Here is a 17242-nt window from a genome sequence, read left to right as displayed (position 1 = left end):
TAATAGAAAAAAGGACTCTGAAATCTCAGAGTCCTCAAGAGCGATAGACGGGGCTCGAACCCGCGGTCTCGACCTTGGCAAGGTCGCGCGTTACCAACTACGCCACTATCGCATAAGAGCGGGTGATGGGAATCGAACCCACGTATCCAGCTTGGAAGGCTGGTGTTCTACCATTGAACTACACCCGCATATCGCTGTGCTTGCGATGCGTTTTTGTTTCGCTCGCTTCAACGATATTGAGTATATCTTATAACTCAGGATTTGTCAACAGGTATTTTTAAATTTTTTTAATTTTTTTTATAATATATTTTTTCCTGTTATTTTGGGTAGTTTTGTCAATTTACATTTTAGTCCTGCCAATCCCATACATCGGCTTTTGACACAGCATTACGCGGCTTCTTAATTACAAGTTCCGGACTCTTGGCGCTGACCTTTGTATTCGCCGGAATAGATTCCGTAATAAAGGTATTACCACCGATAATCGTATTCTCGCCGATCACGGTCTCACCACCCAGCACAGATGAATTTGAATAAATCGTTACATTATCGTGGATTGTCGGATGACGTTTGACATTTGCAAGCTGCTGTCCCTGTCTGGTAGAAAGTGCTCCCAGAGTCACACCCTGGTACAGTTTCACATTGCGGCCAATTTCTGTAGTCTCACCGATTACCACACCGGTTCCATGGTCAATAAAGAAATAATCGCCGATCACTGCCCCCGGGTTAATATCGATGCCGGTCTTGCCATGCGCATACTCTGTCATAATTCTTGGGATATGCGGAACATTCTCCACATAAAGAATATGTGCCAGACGGTATACATAGATTGCAAACACACCCGGATAGGAAGAAATAATTTCTTCTTTGCTCTTTGCAGCAGGGTCTCCGTCAAAGCCTGCCTGCACATCTTTCAGAAGTCTCTCCTGCACTTCCGGAAGCTTTTCAAAAAATCCGCCGCAGATACGATCTGCCTGCTCTGATGCCTCCTGCTGCTCCATTTCCTGATTTGCATACAGAAGTGCGATTTCAATCTGCTCTTTCAGTCTGTCGTAAAGATCATTCAGTCTATAACCTGTATAATATTCCGGAAACATGCCTGCTGCAGAATCCGACCAGAAGTATCCCGGAAATATCACAGCCCGCAGTTCCTTTACCACATCGATGATCACAGCCCTGCTCGGAAGGCTTCTTCCGTTCTTCGGCATAAATAATTCTTCATTTTTATAATTTTCAGTCAATGCGGATGTTGCTTTTAAAATCGCATCTTTTTTTCTGTCCATAAGTCAACCTCTTTCCATTCAATTCAATGCTTTTATATTAACATATTATTATAGTATCCTTTTCACGTCAACAAAAAGAATTGTCCTTTCCGCATAAAAAAGATTGACCTTTCCCCCATCACCTTATATAATGGAACATGTTTGGTGGATATCAGACATGGAGATGTACCCAAGTGGCTGAAGGGTCCGCACTCGAAATGCGGTAGATCGGGCAACCGGTGCGAGGGTTCAAATCCCTCCATCTCCGCTTGACAGCAACAGCGTTATCTGCTATAATTTTATTCGTTGCAGATGAAGTAATTACGCTTCGCTGATACAGGGGATTGGTCAAATGGTATGATAGGGGTCTCCAAAACCTTTGGTGGGAGTTCGATTCTCTCATCCCCTGCTCATTAAGAGCCTGAAAGCCTTTAAAATCAAGGCATTCAGGCTCTTTTGTTTTTCCCGAAAAGGACAGGGTACCACTCAGGATCCCCCCTCCTTATTCTGACAGCAGATTCTAGGCTACATTTTCATAAAACCAGACATCATACATCCGCCGGCCGCACCTGCATCCATCACATGCGGCAGACGCTCCATATTGATACCGCCGATTGCATATACCGGCACCGGACATGCTTTGCAGATTTCCCGAACAAATTCCAGTCCCTTTCCCTTCAGTCCTTTTTTGCATTCCGTTTCAAAGATCGTTCCAAGGATAATCTGCGTGGCTCCGTTTTTTACAGCAGTCTTCATATCTTTCATACTGTGACAGGAAACACTGATTTCCTGAAAATCTTTTCTGAGATTTCTTCGTTCCTCTTCTTTCATTGACTCAAGTACGGGAATGGACAGATGAATCCGTCCGCAGCCCAGACTTTTTGCTATAGAAATTCTGGAGTGCAGGAAACAATTTACGTCTTCTTCTCTGCACATGTCCAGAACTTTTTCTGCCAGCATTTTATATTCCTCATCCACCAAATCTTTTTCTCGTAAAATCACCGCATGCGGATGCAGGCAGATCACTTTTTGCATCTGCTCAAAAAAATCCCCCTGCACCAGCGCACGATTCGTAATTACTATGGTATGTTCATATTCTTTATACATAGATATAATCATTCAGAACCGGCTGCAAACCGCCCTGCTCCATATCTTCATACATTTTTCCGAAGGAACGGTCATCGTTGATTTCAAACTGTTCATCCCCTACATTATCATCTTCTTTGCCTTCATATTTTTCTTCATGATCACCGATTCCGGTCGAAACACCTGCCGAAACTTTTGTTGCACAGATTTTTGCGATTCCGTTTCGAAATGTGGCACTTTCACGGCTGGACACCGTAATTCCCGCAAACGGAAGGAATATACGATATGCACACAATACCTGGCAAAGTTCTTTTTCTCCCACATCCCGCGGATTGATCCTGTCGTTGTTGACAATCGGACGTAGACGCGGACAGCTCAAAGAAAGCTCTGCATGTGGATATTTGCGATTAATGTAGTAAACATGCAGCGCTGTAGCCAGAGCATCTTTCCGGAAATCATCCAATCCCAGAAGCGCAGAAAATCCGGCTCCTCTCATACCTCCCATCAATGCACGTTCCTGAGCATCAAAACGGTATGGCCAGACACGTTTATGTCCCATAAGATGAAGCGTCTCATATTTATCTGTATTATAAGTTTCCTGAAAAACCGTGACGTAATCCACACCACATTCATGCAGATATTGATATTCGTCTACATTCACAGGATAAATCTCAATTCCGATATTTTTGAAATATTTTCTTGCAATCTTTACAGCTTCTCCGATATATTTCACATCAGAATATGCGCGGCTCTCTCCTGTCAGCATCAGGATTTCTTCCATACCGGTCTTTGCAATGACCTGCATCTCATGTTCAATTTCTTCAAACGTCAGCTTTTTACGCCTGATATTATTGTAGCAGTTAAATCCACAGTAAACGCAGTAATTCTGGCAGTAATTCGCAATATATAACGGAGTAAAAATATAGACCGTATTTCCAAAATGATTCTTTGTAAGTTCCTCTGCTTTTCTTGCCATCTGTTCAAGATACGGTGCCGCTGCCGGAGATAAAAGTGCTTTAAAATCTTCTATCGAACAGGATTCATGCGAAAGTGCCCGCTCCACATCTCCTGCGGTATAAGCGTCATAATCATACGTATCCATTGCATGAAGTACTTTATCTTTTATGTCGGATTCGATAACCTGCATTCCCTCCATATATTCCATATGATTTGTACGGAAAGACGGATCCTGCTCAAGTCTGTGTTTTCTCTCCAGCGCTGCCGGTGGAAGTTTGTCACTGTCTATAAAATATACCTGATTTTCTTCATTCATGATTCCGTTTCCTCCTTAGCGCAAAAATCCTGTCAGCGGATCGGATGCGCTTCCACCTCTGGCAAGCACTCGTCCCATTCCGGTAAGATAAGCTTTTCTTCCGGCTTCAATCGCCAGTTTAAATGCAGATGCCATTTCCGGCACATCTCCGGCCGTAGCAATCGCAGTATTTGCCATAATTGCGGCTGCACCCATCTCCATTGCTTCACATGCCTGAGATGGTTTTCCGATTCCCGCATCTACAATGACCGGAAGATCAATCTCATCAATCAGTATCTGGATCATAGCTTTTGTTGCAAGACCTTTGTTGCTGCCGATTGGGGCTGCCAGCGGCATAACCGCAGCTGCACCTGCATTCTGAAGGTCTCTTGCCACATTCAGATCTGGATTCATATAAGGCAAAACAACAAATCCTTCCTTAGCCAGAATTTCCGTTGCCTTGACCGTTTCATAGTTATCCGGGAAAAGATACTTCGCATCACGCATAACTTCAATTTTTACAAAATTTCCGCATCCCATTGCCCTGCTCAGCCTCGCAATACGTACCGCCTCTTCTGCCGTTCTCGCTCCTGATGTATTTGGCAGCAGCGTCACTCCTTTAGGGATAAAATCAAGAATATTTTCACTCTCCTGCGTGTTGGCACGGCGAAGTGCAAGCGTAATGATCTCCGCACCGCCCTGTTCAACTGCAGCTTTGATCAGATTCAGATTATATTTTCCTGATCCAAGAATAAAACGACTTTTAAATTCTTTTCCGCCTAATACTAATTTATCTTCCATCTTCTTTTCTCTCTTTCTGTTTATTTTGCCTGATTCATTGCAGGATTTTCAGCCTCCTCCGACAAAACGAAGAACTTCTATTTCATCATTGTCCTGAATCGTCACATTGCCGAGATTTTCTCTTGGGATGATCTCAAAATTGCGTTCTACGACTACCCATTCTGATTTATAACCCGCCTCATTCAGATATTCCAGCAGATTTTTTCCGGCAATGTCTTTATCCTCACCATTGATTTTTACCATCTATACGCTCCTTTCACTTTCTTATATACGCAAAAAGGCACCGAACAACACACTTATGGTGTTGTCCGGCGCCTGAAATATCCTGTGAAAAGTGGTGCCCCCAGTTCACACTCAACCCATTCATCCGGGCTGCATATATGCAAAATATTATACAAAATTCAAAGCGACTTTGCAAGTGTTATTCTGGAGGCTTTTACATTATACATATTTTATCCTATTCATTGTTTATTCAGTAATTTCTTATATGACAAATCAATAGCAAATGCCCCCAGCGGCGCAGTAAGTACTATTGCCAGAACTGCCATAGTTAATACGGTATCTCCACAGGCAAACCCCAATGCAAGCGGGATTCCTCCAATTGCAGCCTGAACAGTTGCTTTCGGTGTATAGGCCACCATAGCAAACAATCGCTCTTTTCTTTTAAGCCCTGTTCCCAGCAGGCATACAAATACACCAAACATTCGAAATATCAATGCTCCAATAATAACAACGAAAGCTTTGGATCCGACTTTTCCAAGGTATTCAATATTTACAGTTGCGCCTACAAGCACAAACAGAAAAACTTCTGCCGCAACCCATAACTTTCCATATTTTACAGAGAGTCTTTCAGCAACAGCTTCTCTCTTTTTCTGTAATCCTATTCCAATAAACATAACCGCAATCAATGAGGAAAACGTAATTGCTGTTGTCAGTTTATCTTCAATTACTACAAGCAAAAATGAAATACTCAAAATGATAAGCACTTTTGATGTATCCCGGATATGTACTTTCTTAAAGAAATATGCCAGCAACACGCCAAGTAACAATCCTATCGCAATTCCCCCAAATATGGAAACCGGAACATTTACAAACTTAAGTATAGAAGCACCTTCCCCCTGCATCATTCCGACAAATGTGGAAAACAGAACTATGACATACACATCGTCAACGGATGCACCTGCAAGAATCAATTGTGGAATTCCTTCTTTTACTCCATAGCCCTCATCCATAAGCTTCACCATCCTGGGAACAACAACAGCCGGTGAAACTGCTGCAAGTACTGCGCCCATAACAGCCGACTCTAATACGCTTAATCCCATTAGTTTTGGTGCCAGCAGAATCATACCCAGCAATTCAAAAGATGCCGGTACAAAACACATAAGCACTGCAGGTCTTCCAATTTTTTTTAGTCCGGACAGATCCAGTCCAAGACCTGCCCTTGTAAGAATAATGATCAATGCTATTTTGCGAAGTTCTGCAGATATTCCAAGAATACTGCCATCCAGCAGATTAAGCCCATATGGTCCCAGAATAACTCCGGTGATTAACATTCCAAGTAAAGCCGGTAATTTAATTTTCTGGCATATCCATCCCATGAACATTCCCAAAATAAGAATCAGTGAAATACTTAATAACATAAAATTCCTCCCTTATATACGCAGAAAAAGCTGAGACTTTCTGCGTCAGTTTACTCGCAGAAGTCATCAGCTTTCATAAGCGGTTTAAGTAATTTATTACTCAGGGAGAACTTCATTCCCTTTATAGCCTTAATAAGAATAGCACATGAGCTCCTCTTTCGCAAGAAAAAAACATTTTACTCAAACAATTCTACCCCAAATCAGACTTATTCACATTTGAACCATCCATTTTTGTCGCTTGCCATGACTTGCACTATATTTTCCAAGGTATAAGTCATCTAATTTTTAAAATCTGGATGACTTTATACTCATTTACTATTATCTGAGGTATCTCAAATCTGAAATTTGGTGGACCCGGATAACCAATAAAGAAATTACAGCAATCCCTGCCAGTACCTGTCCTGTCATATTTATTTCCCCATCGTATAGAATTAACTATTTTGTCAATTTCCAGATGTTTTCCCCTGTTGCCTCTAGTTAGTTGCCACTGACTTTATTTTAGCACAAAAAAACAGCTATGTATATTCTCAATTAAATATACACAGCTGTTTATGTAGATTTGTTTTTCTTATCGGATAAAATGTGTTGCTACTCTTTCTTCTTTTTCAGGAAGTCCTAACTGCTCTTTGCCAAGTGCGATGCTCTTCATCAGGAATGTCATATTGGCAGCAAGGGTGCGCATGGTCTGCTTGCCTTCTTCGTCCTTTTCGGCTTCACCCGGAGTTCTTCCGTGAATACTGTTCCAGTACTGGCTGGATGCAATCGGCATTCCGGATATGGTAAAATATTTATTGAGTTCGTCAAATGTCGCCGAACATCCGCCTCGTCTGGCACAGGCGATACTTGCACCGACTTTCATCGTCTTATCAAAATGACTGCTGTAAAACAGGCGGTCAAGACAGGCGACCAGCGTTGCATTTGCAGACGCATAATAGACCGGACTTGCAACCACAAGACCATCTGCTTCTTCAAATTTGGGTGCAAGTTCATTTACGATATCGTCAAAGACACATTTACCTTTTTCATAGCAGGAATTACATGCAACACATCCGCGAATGGCTTTATTTCCAACTGTCACTGTTTCCACATCGACTCCGTTTTCTTTAAAAACTTTCTCCATCTCTCGCAGTGCGATTGATGTATTTCCATTTGATTTCGGACTTCCGTTTATCATAAGTACCTTTAAATTTTCTTTCATGATCTTCTTTCTCCTGTCTGTGCTTTTTAACATCCAAATAATTTTGCTGTTTTTTCCATACGTTCCGCGATTGGCACACCGAACGGACACCTTGCTTCACATGCCTGACATCCGATACATTCAGATGCTTTGTGCTCCAGCAATTCATAATGCGACTGAACCGTTGCCGGAACTTCCGGCTGCATCGTCGCAAGATCATAAAACTTGTTGATCATTGCGATATCCAGATTAGATACACATGGTTTGCAATGACCGCAGTATGTACACTCTCCTCTGTAGGAGTGAAAAGGTGCACTGGCAATCACTGATGCATAATCCTTCTCCTCTTCGTTCGCATTTTCGTATGCTGTTGCCTGATCCACCTGTTCTTTTGTATCATAGCCGCACATGATCGAACAGACCGCCGGACGTGTCAGTGCATAGTGAATACACTGTACCGGTGTCAGGCTTACTCCAAACGGGGAACGTTTTTCATCAAAAAGTCTTCCGCCTGCAAAACCTTTCATTACTGTAATTCCCACATCATTCTGTTCACATACCTTGTACAGACGTGCACGATCCGGGTCTGTTCCTTTCAGATTTTCATCAAATTCCTCCGCGAACATCGTATCAATATTTTCACTTGCAGGAAGCATATCAAATGCCGGATTGATGCTGAAAAGAATCATTTCCACATAACCGGACTCTGCCGCCTTTACCGCTACTTTCGGGTTGTGGGAACTCATACCGATATGACGGATCACTCCGTTCTTTTTTAAGTCCATCACATACTCCAGATAATCCGAATGCTGGATCTGCTCCCATTCTTCTTCAGAATCCACATAATGAATCATTCCGAGATCAATATAATCTGTCTGCAGTCTCTTCAGAAGATCTTCAAAAGCCGGACGCACATATTTCATATCTCTTGTACGGAAATACTGCTCATCTTTCCATGTAGAACCGATATGTCCCTGAATAAACCATTTGGAGCGGTTTTCTTTGATTCCCTCTCCGATAATATTTCTGGATTTCGGATCTGCCATCCAGCAGTCCAGAATGTTGATTCCCTTTGATGAAGCATAACGAATCAGCTCAATACTTTCCTCTTCCGGATGACGTTCCAGCCACTCACCGCCAAAACCAATTTCACTGACCTCTAATTCAGTTTTTCCCAATCTGCGTGTTTTCATTAGTTTTCCTCCAATAAATATAATCATCCTATTTTCACACGAAATATTAAACATTTTTACAACAGTATAACATAAGCTTTTCCGAATTATAATCGTCTAAAAAAATTTCATAGTTTTTATATCTTTTGACAGTTTAGTTAGTTTTGACTAATCTATATTTATAAAAAATATATTCTGTCGGAGGTGACAATTTATGAGTTCAACAATTCTGAAACTCTTGCTGTTGCTTGGAATCATCGGCCATGCATGTAATATGTACTGTGACCGCATTTTATCTATTTTTCCAAACGGACAGCTGAAACTGGAAAATTTCAAAGATCTCAACAATGAGAAAAAATGGCACACCTTCTTGAAGGGGTATCCCCCAAAATTTCACCATATTGCCGATATTTATCCTGCTGTTTCCATTTCGAATCATAGGTACATTACATATCGCTGCGATGACTTCCATGTTGGTCTGGATGATCCTGCCATAAGAAAGTGATATGCTCCCTTCTTTTTTTCAGATTCCATATTTTTTGAGATCTACTTTGCCATTGACCACTTCTACGCCGTCTGCTTCCAGAAGTTTTGCCTGTGCGCCGTCTCCTCCGAATGCAAAAGCTCCGGCAAGTTCTCCCTTTGAATTGACTACCCGGAAACACGGGATATGCTCCGGATCCGGATTTTTGTGCAGGGCATTTCCAACTGCCCGTGACATTTTGGGATTCCCTGCCATTTCTGCAACTTTCCCATATGTCGCAACATGACCTTTGGGGATTCGTTTTACCGCCTCATAGATTCGCTTCGTCGGACTGTCTGTGATCAGATCATAACTTTCGGCAATCATTCTCCTGATGTCTTTATCCGGTATGCTTCCATCCAGTATAATCGTATTCCAGTGTTCTTTATTCTGGTGGTATCCCGCTGTCACAGACTCATATGCAGATCGCCAGAAATCACGCCATTCCGGATCAGCTTTTACATTCAGATTAATATATCCGTTTCGTTCATAAATCCAGAGGAAAGCCTTTTTGCTTCCTTTTACCCTTATCAACTGCCAGTTCGGATCATGGAACGGTTTTTCTTCGTATACATTTTTAAATGACATTCCGAACTTTAATACTTCTTCACGTGTTTTCATAAATAGAATACTTCCTTATTTCTGCAATTTTCATAGCTTATTTCTCCCTTATCAGCGCCTCCGCCAACGTTTTAAATTGCTCTGCAACGTCTCGCCAGTTTTGTTCTGTCATATCCGGAACAGATGCCAGTGGCTTTATGGGTCTGTCTTTTTCTCCGATCATCAGTTCTCTGAGTTCATGATCCAATATCTCATCATCGATCTGCTTCCATCTGGAATTTTCTTCTTCACTCAGATCATCCAGACCAAATTTCTCCAAAATACAGTCCATTATTTTGCTTTCGATTTTATAATACTCCGACAGATGTACTTTCACCGGCCGGATAATATCTGCAATATATGCCTCACTTGCATCATGCAGAAGACATACAAGCTGTATCCTCTTCGACCATCCTCTTGCCCTTGCTTCTTTCATGCAGTTTATCGAATGCTGTCCGACGGAATAAAAATATTGTAAATGTCCTCCTCCACGACATAACAGACTCAGTGCATGCGCAAGATCTTCCAGTGATACATCTTCACTGTTCATATGCATGGGGTCAAACTTTTTCCCGGAAAATGTGTTCATCACACTCATATCTTTCCAACTCCATTCTCATCTTTTCCAGACGATCTAATGCCTCGTCCGGCATCTCTTTTTCATCATTGCTTCTGTTCTCCCACAGGTTACCACGATTTCATTGTAAATATCTCCTGTTATCCCAAAAGAGAACCTTCCCTGCCCGACGGCAGAGAAGGTTCTCTTTATTTGTTTAATCGCTATCATAATTTCTGTTGTAAACCAACAGATTTCAGAAAACGATCAGATTTCAAGAAGATTTTTGATTGCTTCCATATATACAAGTACAGCTTCTTCCATTCCTGATACAAGCATAAATTCATCTGCACCGTGAATACGGTAATCGATTCCCGGCATTTCCGGTCCGAATGCGATGATGTTTTTAAGTGATTTCGCATAAGTTCCGCCGCCGATAACCATCGGTTTATTCTCTGTGTCACCTGTTACATCGACATAAGCTTTGTACAGTGCATTTACAAGCGGAGACTCTCTCGGGAAGAACAGAGAATCACCGATTCCAAGGATCTCAATACGTCCGTTTCCATCTTCCAGTCTGTCTTCGCACATCTTACGGACTTCCTCACCCTTGAGCGTAACCGGTACACGGATGTCGATCGTAGCAGAAATCACACCGTCTTCTGTCTTGACGATACCATTGCACAGTGTCAGTTCGCCGTATTCATCAGCAAACTTAAGACCAAGGCCAGAACCATCGCAGGCTGTACCAATATGTTCATTGTAGAATTTTACAAAATCATCTTCGAAGCCGGCTTTTGCAAGACATTCAAATGTCACCCCTGCTGCATTGACACCAAGCATCGGTGTGCTGGCATGTGCCGGAACACCTTTTGCATAAATGCTGATCTCACCATTTTCTTCTGTTACTTTGTATTCCTGAAGTTTTGTCTCAGCAAACGCTGCCTCAAGCCTTTCTTTCAGTCCTGCTTCTGCCGGAACTACGGTATTACAGGTGTCACACACAGCATTGGAAACAAAACCGCCATTCATGGAAATAATTTTTGTATTTTTGGAATATGCCATCATTCCCATCTGACCCTTTTCACCATGGATACATGGGAAGTTTGCATCCGGTGTAAAACCACAGGATAATTCCTCTTCCACCTCGTTGTAATGTTCCATACATTTTGATCCGGTTTCCTCGTTACATCCCATGATCAGGCGGACTCTTTTGTTTAATTTCACACCTGAATCACGTACGAGTTTCATTGCATAAAGAGCTTCCAGAACCGGACCCTTGTCATCTGTAGTTCCGCGTCCGTATACATGGTCACCTTCTCTGGTAAGTTTAAACGGATCATATGTCCAGTCACCGCCTACCGGTACAATATCAAGATGTCCGGCGATACCGACGATTTCCTCTCCTTCGCCCATCTCTGCATAACCACAGTAATTGTCAAGATTTACTGTTTTGAAACCAAGCTCATCTGCAATTTTTAATGCTTCCTCAAGAACCTTTGCAGGTCCCTCGCCAAACGGCATTCCCTCTGCCGGAGTTCCAAGCTGCGAATCAATTGCAACCAGTCTTCCGAGATTTGTCAGCATTTCATCTGTCAATCCATGAATTTCTTCTTTGATGCTCATTATCATTTCCTCCAGATAATATTATCCTGCCAGAAATCATATATTCTGCAGTCTTTCTTAAATATACACTCTTTTACGTTATATCACAAGTGTTTCTAGTTTTTTAAATACCATATCTGTATACATCTGCTTGATTTCATGACGACTCATTCCGGCAACCTCTGCATGTACTTCAAAAGTATTTACTTTATCTTTTACGCGAATACAAAAATATACAACGCCCTGTACACTGTCCGCATTATTGGGATCAATATTACCTGTTGTTCCCGTTATTCCGACAGCAATATCCGTATGCAGCTTTTCCTGTACTGTTTTTGCCATTGCCTCTGCACATTCTTTGGAATATACCCCATACTTTTGTATAATTTCTTCCTCAACACCAATAAAGATTTTGGTCTCATTCAGATATGTGACATAACCTCCCGGAAAAATTGCAGATGCACCTTCTGTATCTGTGATCGTGGATGCAATCATACCGGATGTGCAGCTTTCCATTGCCGAAATCGTTGTATGTGTATCAATCATTTTTTTAATGATACTGTCTTTTTCTTTCTGTTCCATACTCTTCATCTCCAAATCGAATTGCTGCCTTTATCCTAACAGATATTGCTCATCCAATCAATTCCTTTTCCACGTTTTCAAAACCAATGCGCTCTATTGTTTCTGCAAAACGTTCGCCTTTGTTTCCATGATCCCTGAAGAAAAGAATTGCTTTTTCGATGACATCCAGAGTTTCTTCTCTGGAAGTAAAAATTTTGCCGAGTGCTCTTCCTTTTGATACTTTTTTGCCCCATCTTCCGCCAATATAAATCTTATAACCATATGTACCATCTTCGATTGTGTGGAACGGACATTTTCCAACACAGCGTCCACAATGTCGGCACTGTGCCTCATCAATTGTGATTTTTCCGTCCACTACTTTTGCAGCCTTGTTCGGACAGGCTGCTTCGATCGCACATTTTTTACATCCTTTGCAAATATCAGTATCTACTTTCGGAATGCGCTGGCCGATGATTCCCACATCATTTAAGTTCGGTTTTACACAGTTGTTCGGACATCCGCCTACTGCAATCTTAAATTTATGCGGCAGTGCAACGTCTCTGTATCCATCATAAAAACGTTTGTAGATTTCCTCTGAAATCGCATAAGAATCCAGAAGTCCATACTGGCAGGTTGTCCCTTTACAGGATACGACCGGACGGACTTTTGCCCCTGTTCCTCCTGTTATCAGATTTTCTTTGGCAATAAACTCTCGAAATTCGTCAATATTTTCATACGGGATTCCCGGAATTTCCACAGAAAGTCTTGTTGTATACAAAAGCTCTCCGTTTCCGAACTTTTCCGCTGCATCTGCCATACAACGCTGCTGCGCTGCCGTTACTTTTCCGTTTACCGTCAGGACCCGTGCAGAAAAAAGATCTGTTCCGCGGTTATTCAGAAATCCCATTCCTTTTACTCTTTTTTCGTCCTCTTTACTTACTGTTAATGCTGACATATATTTCCCTCATCCCATTTCATATTTTGATTTGCATTTCATAATATACCACTTGAGTATGTATTTGAAAAATGATATTATTTTATAGAAATAATAGGTATTTTCTATACAAGGAGCATACCATATGACAATACGACATCTGACTATTTTTATTGCAGTGGCCTTCTCTTTGAACGCCTCGGTAAAAAGCTTTACCTCACAGAGCGCGGCAGACTTCTGCGCGCAGAACTTGACGTTGGAATTGTAGAGGGTGAAATTCTTTCTCCTGACCTTACCGTTCTCCCGATTATCGAGGACTGTCTGATACTTGCCGTCGGCAAATATCATTCTTTTTATCATAGAAACTGCATTCATGTTCGGGATCTTGCGGGAGAAACCTTTACAATGCGTGAGCGGGGAAGCGGAACCCGGCAATGATCTGGAAAAACTGCTCCACACATACAAAAATATCAAACTCCCGCCAAATATGGGAATACTGGAATAAAAAGAATCTTATGCAAATAAAGGAACTTTTTTATGGAAAAATATATGACTCTCACCGTTGATGAACATATGGCCGGGCAGACTGTCGAAAAAGTTCTCCGCACCGCTCTGAAGCTCACAAAAAAACAGATCAGCCATGCCAAATTTCAATCGGACGGGATACGCAAAAACGGAATACAATGTCGGACAACAGATATTGTACAGACCGGCGAGCAGATCATGATCTGCATCGAGACTGCTAAAAACGATTCGAATCAGCTGGTATCATTTTGTGAGGATGCACATCCTCTCGAAATTTTATATGAAGATGAAGATATTCTCGCAGTAAACAAGCCGGCCGGAATTCTTACACACCCTTCCGGTGCACATTACGCAGACACACTTTCCAATCAGGTAGCCGGATATTTTCATAAGAAAAAACTCTCCTGCCGCGTCCGCCCGATAGGACGGCTCGACAAAGAGACTTCCGGTATTGTTTTGTTTGCAAAAAATCAGGTGTCGGCGCAGCGGCTTCAAACTCAACGTGAATCCGGCATTCTTCATAAACAATACATTGCCGTAGTAAAGGGTGATTTTTCTGATGATACAAGTGCTTCATCAGATACTGCGTGGCACACGGTTTGTTTTCCGATCAGAAAAACAGCAGATCATCCATTGCGGATGGAAGCAATAACTGATTTCGGCAGTTCTTTTTCTCCTGAATCTGCTGACTTTGTGGCACCTCTGGTTGATATGGCAACATTGCTTTCTGCAGTCACACATTACCAGGTTCTTTACAGTTCACCGAACTGGTCGGTCGTAACTTTAAAACTGGATACCGGACGCACGCATCAGATCCGTGTCCACATGAAGGCTCTCGGGCATCCGCTTCTTGGAGATACTTTGTATCAGAAAACTTTTCCGGCAGATTCTGTATCCGAACAGCCTGTATTTCATCGCACAGCCCTGCATGCATGGAAGATCCAATTCCGGCATCCGTTTAACAATGCATGGATTTCACTGGAAGCTCCCCTCCCTGATGATTTCTGTAACTGTTTTCAAAACATCAATTTTAGTTTATAATTACTTTTATACACAGAATATTGGAGGTTTTTATGTCTGCTCAAATTCGAGATATGACAAAGGGTTCTCCGGCGAAGCTTATTCTGCTTTTTGCAGTACCGTTGATGCTGGGGAATATTTTTCAGCAATTATATACGATGGTTGACACGATTGTTGTCGGACAGGTCGCCGGAGTACAGGCTCTTGCCGCACTCGGTGCTGTCGAATGGATCATGTGGATGGTTCTTGGTGTTTCCACAGGTGTCACACAGGGATTTTCTATTTTAATCTCTCAGCATTACGGTGCACGTAAATGGAATGATCTCAAAAAAGCAGTCGCTCACAGTTATCTGCTTACTGCCATTACTGCGGTTTCTCTTCTGATTGTCAGCCAGCTTACAGCCAGATGGATTTTACTTCTTTTAAATACGCCGGATAATATTATAGGAATGTCTCTGATTTATTTACGGATCGTTTTCTGTGGTATTCCGTTTGTTGCAGCTTATAATATTTTTGCTTCTGTGTTGCGTGCACTCGGAAACAGCCGTACACCGCTGGTTGCCATGATCATTGCTTCCCTGATCAATGTTGTACTGGATCTCGTTTTTGTCGCCGGACTTCACTGGGGTGTTGCCGGAGCTGCATTGGCAACCGTTACCGCTCAGGCATTTTCCGCACTGTATTGTTTTATGATTGTTTGCAAAATTGATATTGTACATACTTCTAAAGAAGATTTTGAAAAGGTACCCGGCCTTAACAAAAAGCTTCTCGGACTTGGTGCACCGATCCTTTTTCAGGATGTCATCATTTCCGTCGGAGGTCTTGCCGTACAGTTTGTCATCAATGGTTACGGTTTTCTCTTCGTCGCCGGTTTTACTGCCACCAATAAGCTTTACGGAGTACTCGAGATGGCTGCAATTTCCTACGGTTATGCCGTTGTCTCCTATGTAGGTCAGAACCTTGGTGCCGGAAAGATCGAACGGATCAAAAAGGGTGTACATGCAAGTGCTTTTCTTGCATTTTTCACTTCAGCATTTATCAGTATCATGATGTTTCTTTTTGGAAAGATTTTACTTTCCATGTTTATCTCCGGTGATTCCACGCAGGCGGAACAGGTTCTTGATATCGCATGGCATTATCTGTTCATTATGGCATCCTGCCTGTGTATTCTGTATTTCCTTTACGTCTATCGCTCTGCTCTGCAGGGACTTGGAAATACGATGATTCCCATGCTGAGCGGTGTCATGGAATTTTTTGTACGTGTCGGTGTTGCTCTCCTGCTTCCGAAGTTTATCGGACAGAATGGCATTTTTTATGCAGAGATTGCTGCTTGGACAGGAGCTACCGTACTTCTTGTTGTCAGTTATTACATCAGTATTCGAAAATTTAAGTCTGCTAATTAAAAAATTCTTACCACCGGCAGTAATTCGGTCATCAGTCGCACAACTGTAAAATTTTTAATAAGTCATTTTTCGGTAGATCCGGATTGCTTTGATAGACATCAATGTAATCCGGATCTTCTGTTCTGTCCTGAAATGCCGGAAATAAAAATCCACACTCCGGCTCTCCCGGCTCATAATCGCCACTCACCGGACAAATTGCACAGATAAGATATTCATACATTTCTTCTGATTCCCAGAGGCTTTCCTTATCTGATGCCTTGAGTGGAATATCATACGTATTATGAAAAAGATATACCGCATAATCATGATCTGTATGATAATTTCCAGCTACATATTCATAAAATGCTTCCAGAAGCGCGTCATTTTTCAGTGCACTGGATTTTATCCCAAGTAGCAGCTGGCGGATTCCTCCCGGCCGACACGCGTTCTCGGGAAGAATGTATCGTTTCAGATTTTTGTTTGTAGACGAAAATGGAATTATTTTGGCTATCGCAAGATTTTTTTCCTTCTCTGTTGGTTTCAGTTTCAGAAAATTTGTATTAAAGGTTCCGTCAATGAAACCTTCTGAATCCATGTAGCTTCCCGCAATGCGCGTCATAGAAGTCCGGGACAATGTCATTCTCCGTGTCAGCTCCAGTATTTCTTCTCTGTTAATCGGTATAATGGATGGCATGATAAATTCCTTTCCTGATGTTTTTCTTATTTTAACACAAAAAAACCGAAGCGAATAAAATCTGCTTCGGCTTCATTATCGTATCTTCAAAACCACATACATGTTGACATTTGCAACCAGATCATGACCATGCGTTCGCTTTCGCCGAGCCTGGTCACCTCGCAACTTCGTTGCTCAGTGCCTTTTGCTTCGCAAATGTCTGTCTCCTCACGTCTCCGTTTTGGAATGCAAGCATTCCTCACTCCACGTGCGGCGACAGCCGCTCGTCTCAGCTTTTTGGTCAAGCCCTCACCCTATTAGTAGCAGTCAGCTCCATGTGTTACCACACTTCCACCTCTGCCCTATCAACCTCGTCGTCTTCAAGGGGGTTTACTCCTTTCGGATGGGATATCTCATCTTGAGGGGGGCTTCACGCTTAGATGCCTTCAGCGTTTATCCCTTCCGGGCTTGGCTAC

At 42.2% G+C, this 17242-nt stretch carries 18 protein-coding genes, 4 tRNA genes, 1 rRNA gene and 1 riboswitch; of the genes, 6 read left to right on the top strand and 17 right to left on the bottom strand.

The features are described 5' to 3' along the window. Positions 1-39: 39 nt before the first annotated feature. The 3 genes from H8Z79_RS15675 to H8Z79_RS15665 form a co-directional block, all read right to left on the bottom strand. Positions 40-112: transfer RNA gene (locus H8Z79_RS15675), tRNA-Gly, on the bottom strand. Positions 113-117: 5 nt separating this feature from the next. Further along, positions 118-188: transfer RNA gene (locus H8Z79_RS15670), tRNA-Gly, on the bottom strand. A gap of 159 nt (positions 189-347) precedes the next feature. Next, positions 348-1280 carry a serine O-acetyltransferase gene (locus tag H8Z79_RS15665; protein WP_118041253.1) on the bottom strand — a complete coding sequence of 311 codons (933 nt, stop codon included), beginning with the start codon at positions 1278-1280 and terminating at the stop codon, positions 348-350. 159 nt (positions 1281-1439) lie between these two features. Between H8Z79_RS15665 and H8Z79_RS15660 the strand changes: the two genes are divergently transcribed. Together H8Z79_RS15660 and H8Z79_RS15655 are read left to right on the top strand one after the other, a co-directional pair. Then, positions 1440-1527, top strand: a tRNA-Ser gene (locus H8Z79_RS15660). 70 nt (positions 1528-1597) lie between these two features. Further along, positions 1598-1668 (top strand) — tRNA-Trp (locus H8Z79_RS15655). A 116-nt stretch (positions 1669-1784) separates the two neighbouring features. Here H8Z79_RS15655 and H8Z79_RS15650 read toward each other — a convergent pair. From H8Z79_RS15650 to H8Z79_RS15620, 7 genes are all read right to left on the bottom strand, one after another. Further along, on the bottom strand, positions 1785-2366 hold the full coding sequence (locus H8Z79_RS15650) for a thiamine phosphate synthase (protein ID WP_225877035.1): 582 nt from the start codon (positions 2364-2366) through the stop codon (positions 1785-1787). Beyond that, on the bottom strand, positions 2359-3618 hold the full coding sequence (gene thiH / locus H8Z79_RS15645; RefSeq protein WP_118041249.1) for a 2-iminoacetate synthase ThiH: 1260 nt from the start codon (positions 3616-3618) through the stop codon (positions 2359-2361). Before thiH ends, H8Z79_RS15650 begins: the two co-directional genes overlap by 8 nt. Positions 3619-3633: 15 nt before the next feature. After that, complete coding sequence (locus tag H8Z79_RS15640; RefSeq protein WP_015540833.1) at positions 3634-4398, bottom strand: thiazole synthase; 765 nt, start codon at positions 4396-4398, stop codon at positions 3634-3636. A 48-nt stretch (positions 4399-4446) separates the two neighbouring features. After that, positions 4447-4641, bottom strand: coding sequence for a sulfur carrier protein ThiS (gene thiS, locus H8Z79_RS15635; protein WP_015540832.1), 195 nt, complete (start codon positions 4639-4641; stop codon positions 4447-4449). Between the two features lie 218 nt (positions 4642-4859). Then, entirely contained in the window at positions 4860-6038 is a 1179-nt protein-coding gene (locus H8Z79_RS15630; RefSeq protein ID WP_015540831.1) for a cation:proton antiporter, read from the bottom strand. 50 nt (positions 6039-6088) lie between these two features. Then, positions 6089-6167: riboswitch (Fluoride riboswitch) on the bottom strand. A gap of 439 nt (positions 6168-6606) precedes the next feature. Then, complete coding sequence (locus tag H8Z79_RS15625; RefSeq protein ID WP_015540830.1) at positions 6607-7236, bottom strand: flavodoxin family protein; 630 nt, start codon at positions 7234-7236, stop codon at positions 6607-6609. Between the two features lie 26 nt (positions 7237-7262). Further along, positions 7263-8408 (bottom strand): aldo/keto reductase, encoded by a 1146-nt coding sequence (locus tag H8Z79_RS15620; protein WP_015540829.1) that lies wholly within the window; start codon positions 8406-8408, stop codon positions 7263-7265. Between the two features lie 193 nt (positions 8409-8601). Here H8Z79_RS15620 and H8Z79_RS15615 point away from each other — a divergent pair, with 193 nt between their 5' ends. Further along, positions 8602-8892 carry a hypothetical protein gene (locus tag H8Z79_RS15615; RefSeq protein WP_118041246.1) on the top strand — a complete coding sequence of 97 codons (291 nt, stop codon included), beginning with the start codon at positions 8602-8604 and terminating at the stop codon, positions 8890-8892. 18 nt (positions 8893-8910) lie between these two features. On the opposite strand, the gene H8Z79_RS15610 is transcribed toward H8Z79_RS15615, so the two are convergent. From H8Z79_RS15610 to H8Z79_RS15590, 5 genes are all read right to left on the bottom strand, one after another. Further along, a complete protein-coding gene (locus H8Z79_RS15610) occupies positions 8911-9531 on the bottom strand; it encodes a methylated-DNA--[protein]-cysteine S-methyltransferase (RefSeq protein ID WP_118041244.1) in 621 nt (206 codons plus the stop codon). Positions 9532-9568: 37 nt separating this feature from the next. Next, complete coding sequence (locus H8Z79_RS15605) at positions 9569-10108, bottom strand: hypothetical protein (RefSeq protein ID WP_015540826.1); 540 nt, start codon at positions 10106-10108, stop codon at positions 9569-9571. A 225-nt stretch (positions 10109-10333) separates the two neighbouring features. Then, on the bottom strand, positions 10334-11692 hold the full coding sequence (locus tag H8Z79_RS15600) for a M20 family metallopeptidase (protein WP_015540825.1): 1359 nt from the start codon (positions 11690-11692) through the stop codon (positions 10334-10336). A gap of 78 nt (positions 11693-11770) precedes the next feature. Then, positions 11771-12253 carry a CinA family protein gene (locus H8Z79_RS15595; RefSeq protein WP_015540824.1) on the bottom strand — a complete coding sequence of 161 codons (483 nt, stop codon included), beginning with the start codon at positions 12251-12253 and terminating at the stop codon, positions 11771-11773. 49 nt (positions 12254-12302) lie between these two features. Further along, a complete protein-coding gene (locus tag H8Z79_RS15590) occupies positions 12303-13187 on the bottom strand; it encodes a 4Fe-4S binding protein (protein WP_015540823.1) in 885 nt (294 codons plus the stop codon). Positions 13188-13271: 84 nt separating this feature from the next. Between H8Z79_RS15590 and H8Z79_RS17525 the strand changes: the two genes are divergently transcribed. From H8Z79_RS17525 to H8Z79_RS15575, 3 genes are all read left to right on the top strand, one after another. Then, entirely contained in the window at positions 13272-13604 is a 333-nt protein-coding gene (locus tag H8Z79_RS17525; RefSeq protein ID WP_334291032.1) for a LysR substrate-binding domain-containing protein, read from the top strand. 99 nt (positions 13605-13703) lie between these two features. Beyond that, on the top strand, positions 13704-14732 hold the full coding sequence (locus tag H8Z79_RS15580) for an RluA family pseudouridine synthase (protein ID WP_015540821.1): 1029 nt from the start codon (positions 13704-13706) through the stop codon (positions 14730-14732). A 32-nt stretch (positions 14733-14764) separates the two neighbouring features. After that, positions 14765-16114 (top strand): MATE family efflux transporter, encoded by a 1350-nt coding sequence (locus tag H8Z79_RS15575; protein ID WP_118041242.1) that lies wholly within the window; start codon positions 14765-14767, stop codon positions 16112-16114. A 31-nt stretch (positions 16115-16145) separates the two neighbouring features. On the opposite strand, the gene H8Z79_RS15570 is transcribed toward H8Z79_RS15575, so the two are convergent. Further along, positions 16146-16787: a DUF4317 family protein gene (locus H8Z79_RS15570; RefSeq protein ID WP_118041240.1), complete on the bottom strand. Its 642-nt coding sequence runs from the start codon at positions 16785-16787 to the stop codon at positions 16146-16148. Between the two features lie 276 nt (positions 16788-17063). Then, a 23S ribosomal RNA gene (locus tag H8Z79_RS15565) occupies positions 17064-17242 on the bottom strand; the annotation flags it as partial.

It is taken from the genome of Blautia intestinalis (genome assembly GCF_014297355.1).
GTDB lineage: Bacteria > Bacillota > Clostridia > Lachnospirales > Lachnospiraceae > Blautia_A > Blautia_A intestinalis.
Note: the sequence above shows the minus strand (reverse complement) of the source record. Positions and strands in the feature narration are given on the sequence as shown.

Excerpts from the sequence above, each read along its gene's own strand:
- H8Z79_RS15665 (WP_118041253.1), bottom strand. The coding sequence starts at position 1,280 with ATGGACAGAAAAAAAGATGCGATTTTAAAAGCAACATCCGCATTGACT.
- H8Z79_RS15650 (WP_225877035.1), bottom strand. The coding sequence starts at position 2,366 with ATGTATAAAGAATATGAACATACCATAGTAATTACGAATCGTGCGCTG.
- thiH (WP_118041249.1), bottom strand. The coding sequence starts at position 3,618 with ATGAATGAAGAAAATCAGGTATATTTTATAGACAGTGACAAACTTCCA.
- H8Z79_RS15640 (WP_015540833.1), bottom strand. The coding sequence starts at position 4,398 with ATGGAAGATAAATTAGTATTAGGCGGAAAAGAATTTAAAAGTCGTTTT.
- thiS (WP_015540832.1), bottom strand. The coding sequence starts at position 4,641 with ATGGTAAAAATCAATGGTGAGGATAAAGACATTGCCGGAAAAAATCTG.
- H8Z79_RS15630 (WP_015540831.1), bottom strand. The coding sequence starts at position 6,038 with ATGTTATTAAGTATTTCACTGATTCTTATTTTGGGAATGTTCATGGGA.
- H8Z79_RS15625 (WP_015540830.1), bottom strand. The coding sequence starts at position 7,236 with ATGAAAGAAAATTTAAAGGTACTTATGATAAACGGAAGTCCGAAATCA.
- H8Z79_RS15620 (WP_015540829.1), bottom strand. The coding sequence starts at position 8,408 with ATGAAAACACGCAGATTGGGAAAAACTGAATTAGAGGTCAGTGAAATT.
- H8Z79_RS15615 (WP_118041246.1), top strand. The coding sequence starts at position 8,602 with ATGAGTTCAACAATTCTGAAACTCTTGCTGTTGCTTGGAATCATCGGC.
- H8Z79_RS15610 (WP_118041244.1), bottom strand. The coding sequence starts at position 9,531 with ATGAAAACACGTGAAGAAGTATTAAAGTTCGGAATGTCATTTAAAAAT.
- H8Z79_RS15605 (WP_015540826.1), bottom strand. The coding sequence starts at position 10,108 with ATGAGTGTGATGAACACATTTTCCGGGAAAAAGTTTGACCCCATGCAT.
- H8Z79_RS15600 (WP_015540825.1), bottom strand. The coding sequence starts at position 11,692 with ATGAGCATCAAAGAAGAAATTCATGGATTGACAGATGAAATGCTGACA.
- H8Z79_RS15595 (WP_015540824.1), bottom strand. The coding sequence starts at position 12,253 with ATGGAACAGAAAGAAAAAGACAGTATCATTAAAAAAATGATTGATACA.
- H8Z79_RS15590 (WP_015540823.1), bottom strand. The coding sequence starts at position 13,187 with ATGTCAGCATTAACAGTAAGTAAAGAGGACGAAAAAAGAGTAAAAGGA.
- H8Z79_RS15580 (WP_015540821.1), top strand. The coding sequence starts at position 13,704 with ATGGAAAAATATATGACTCTCACCGTTGATGAACATATGGCCGGGCAG.
- H8Z79_RS15575 (WP_118041242.1), top strand. The coding sequence starts at position 14,765 with ATGTCTGCTCAAATTCGAGATATGACAAAGGGTTCTCCGGCGAAGCTT.
- H8Z79_RS15570 (WP_118041240.1), bottom strand. The coding sequence starts at position 16,787 with ATGCCATCCATTATACCGATTAACAGAGAAGAAATACTGGAGCTGACA.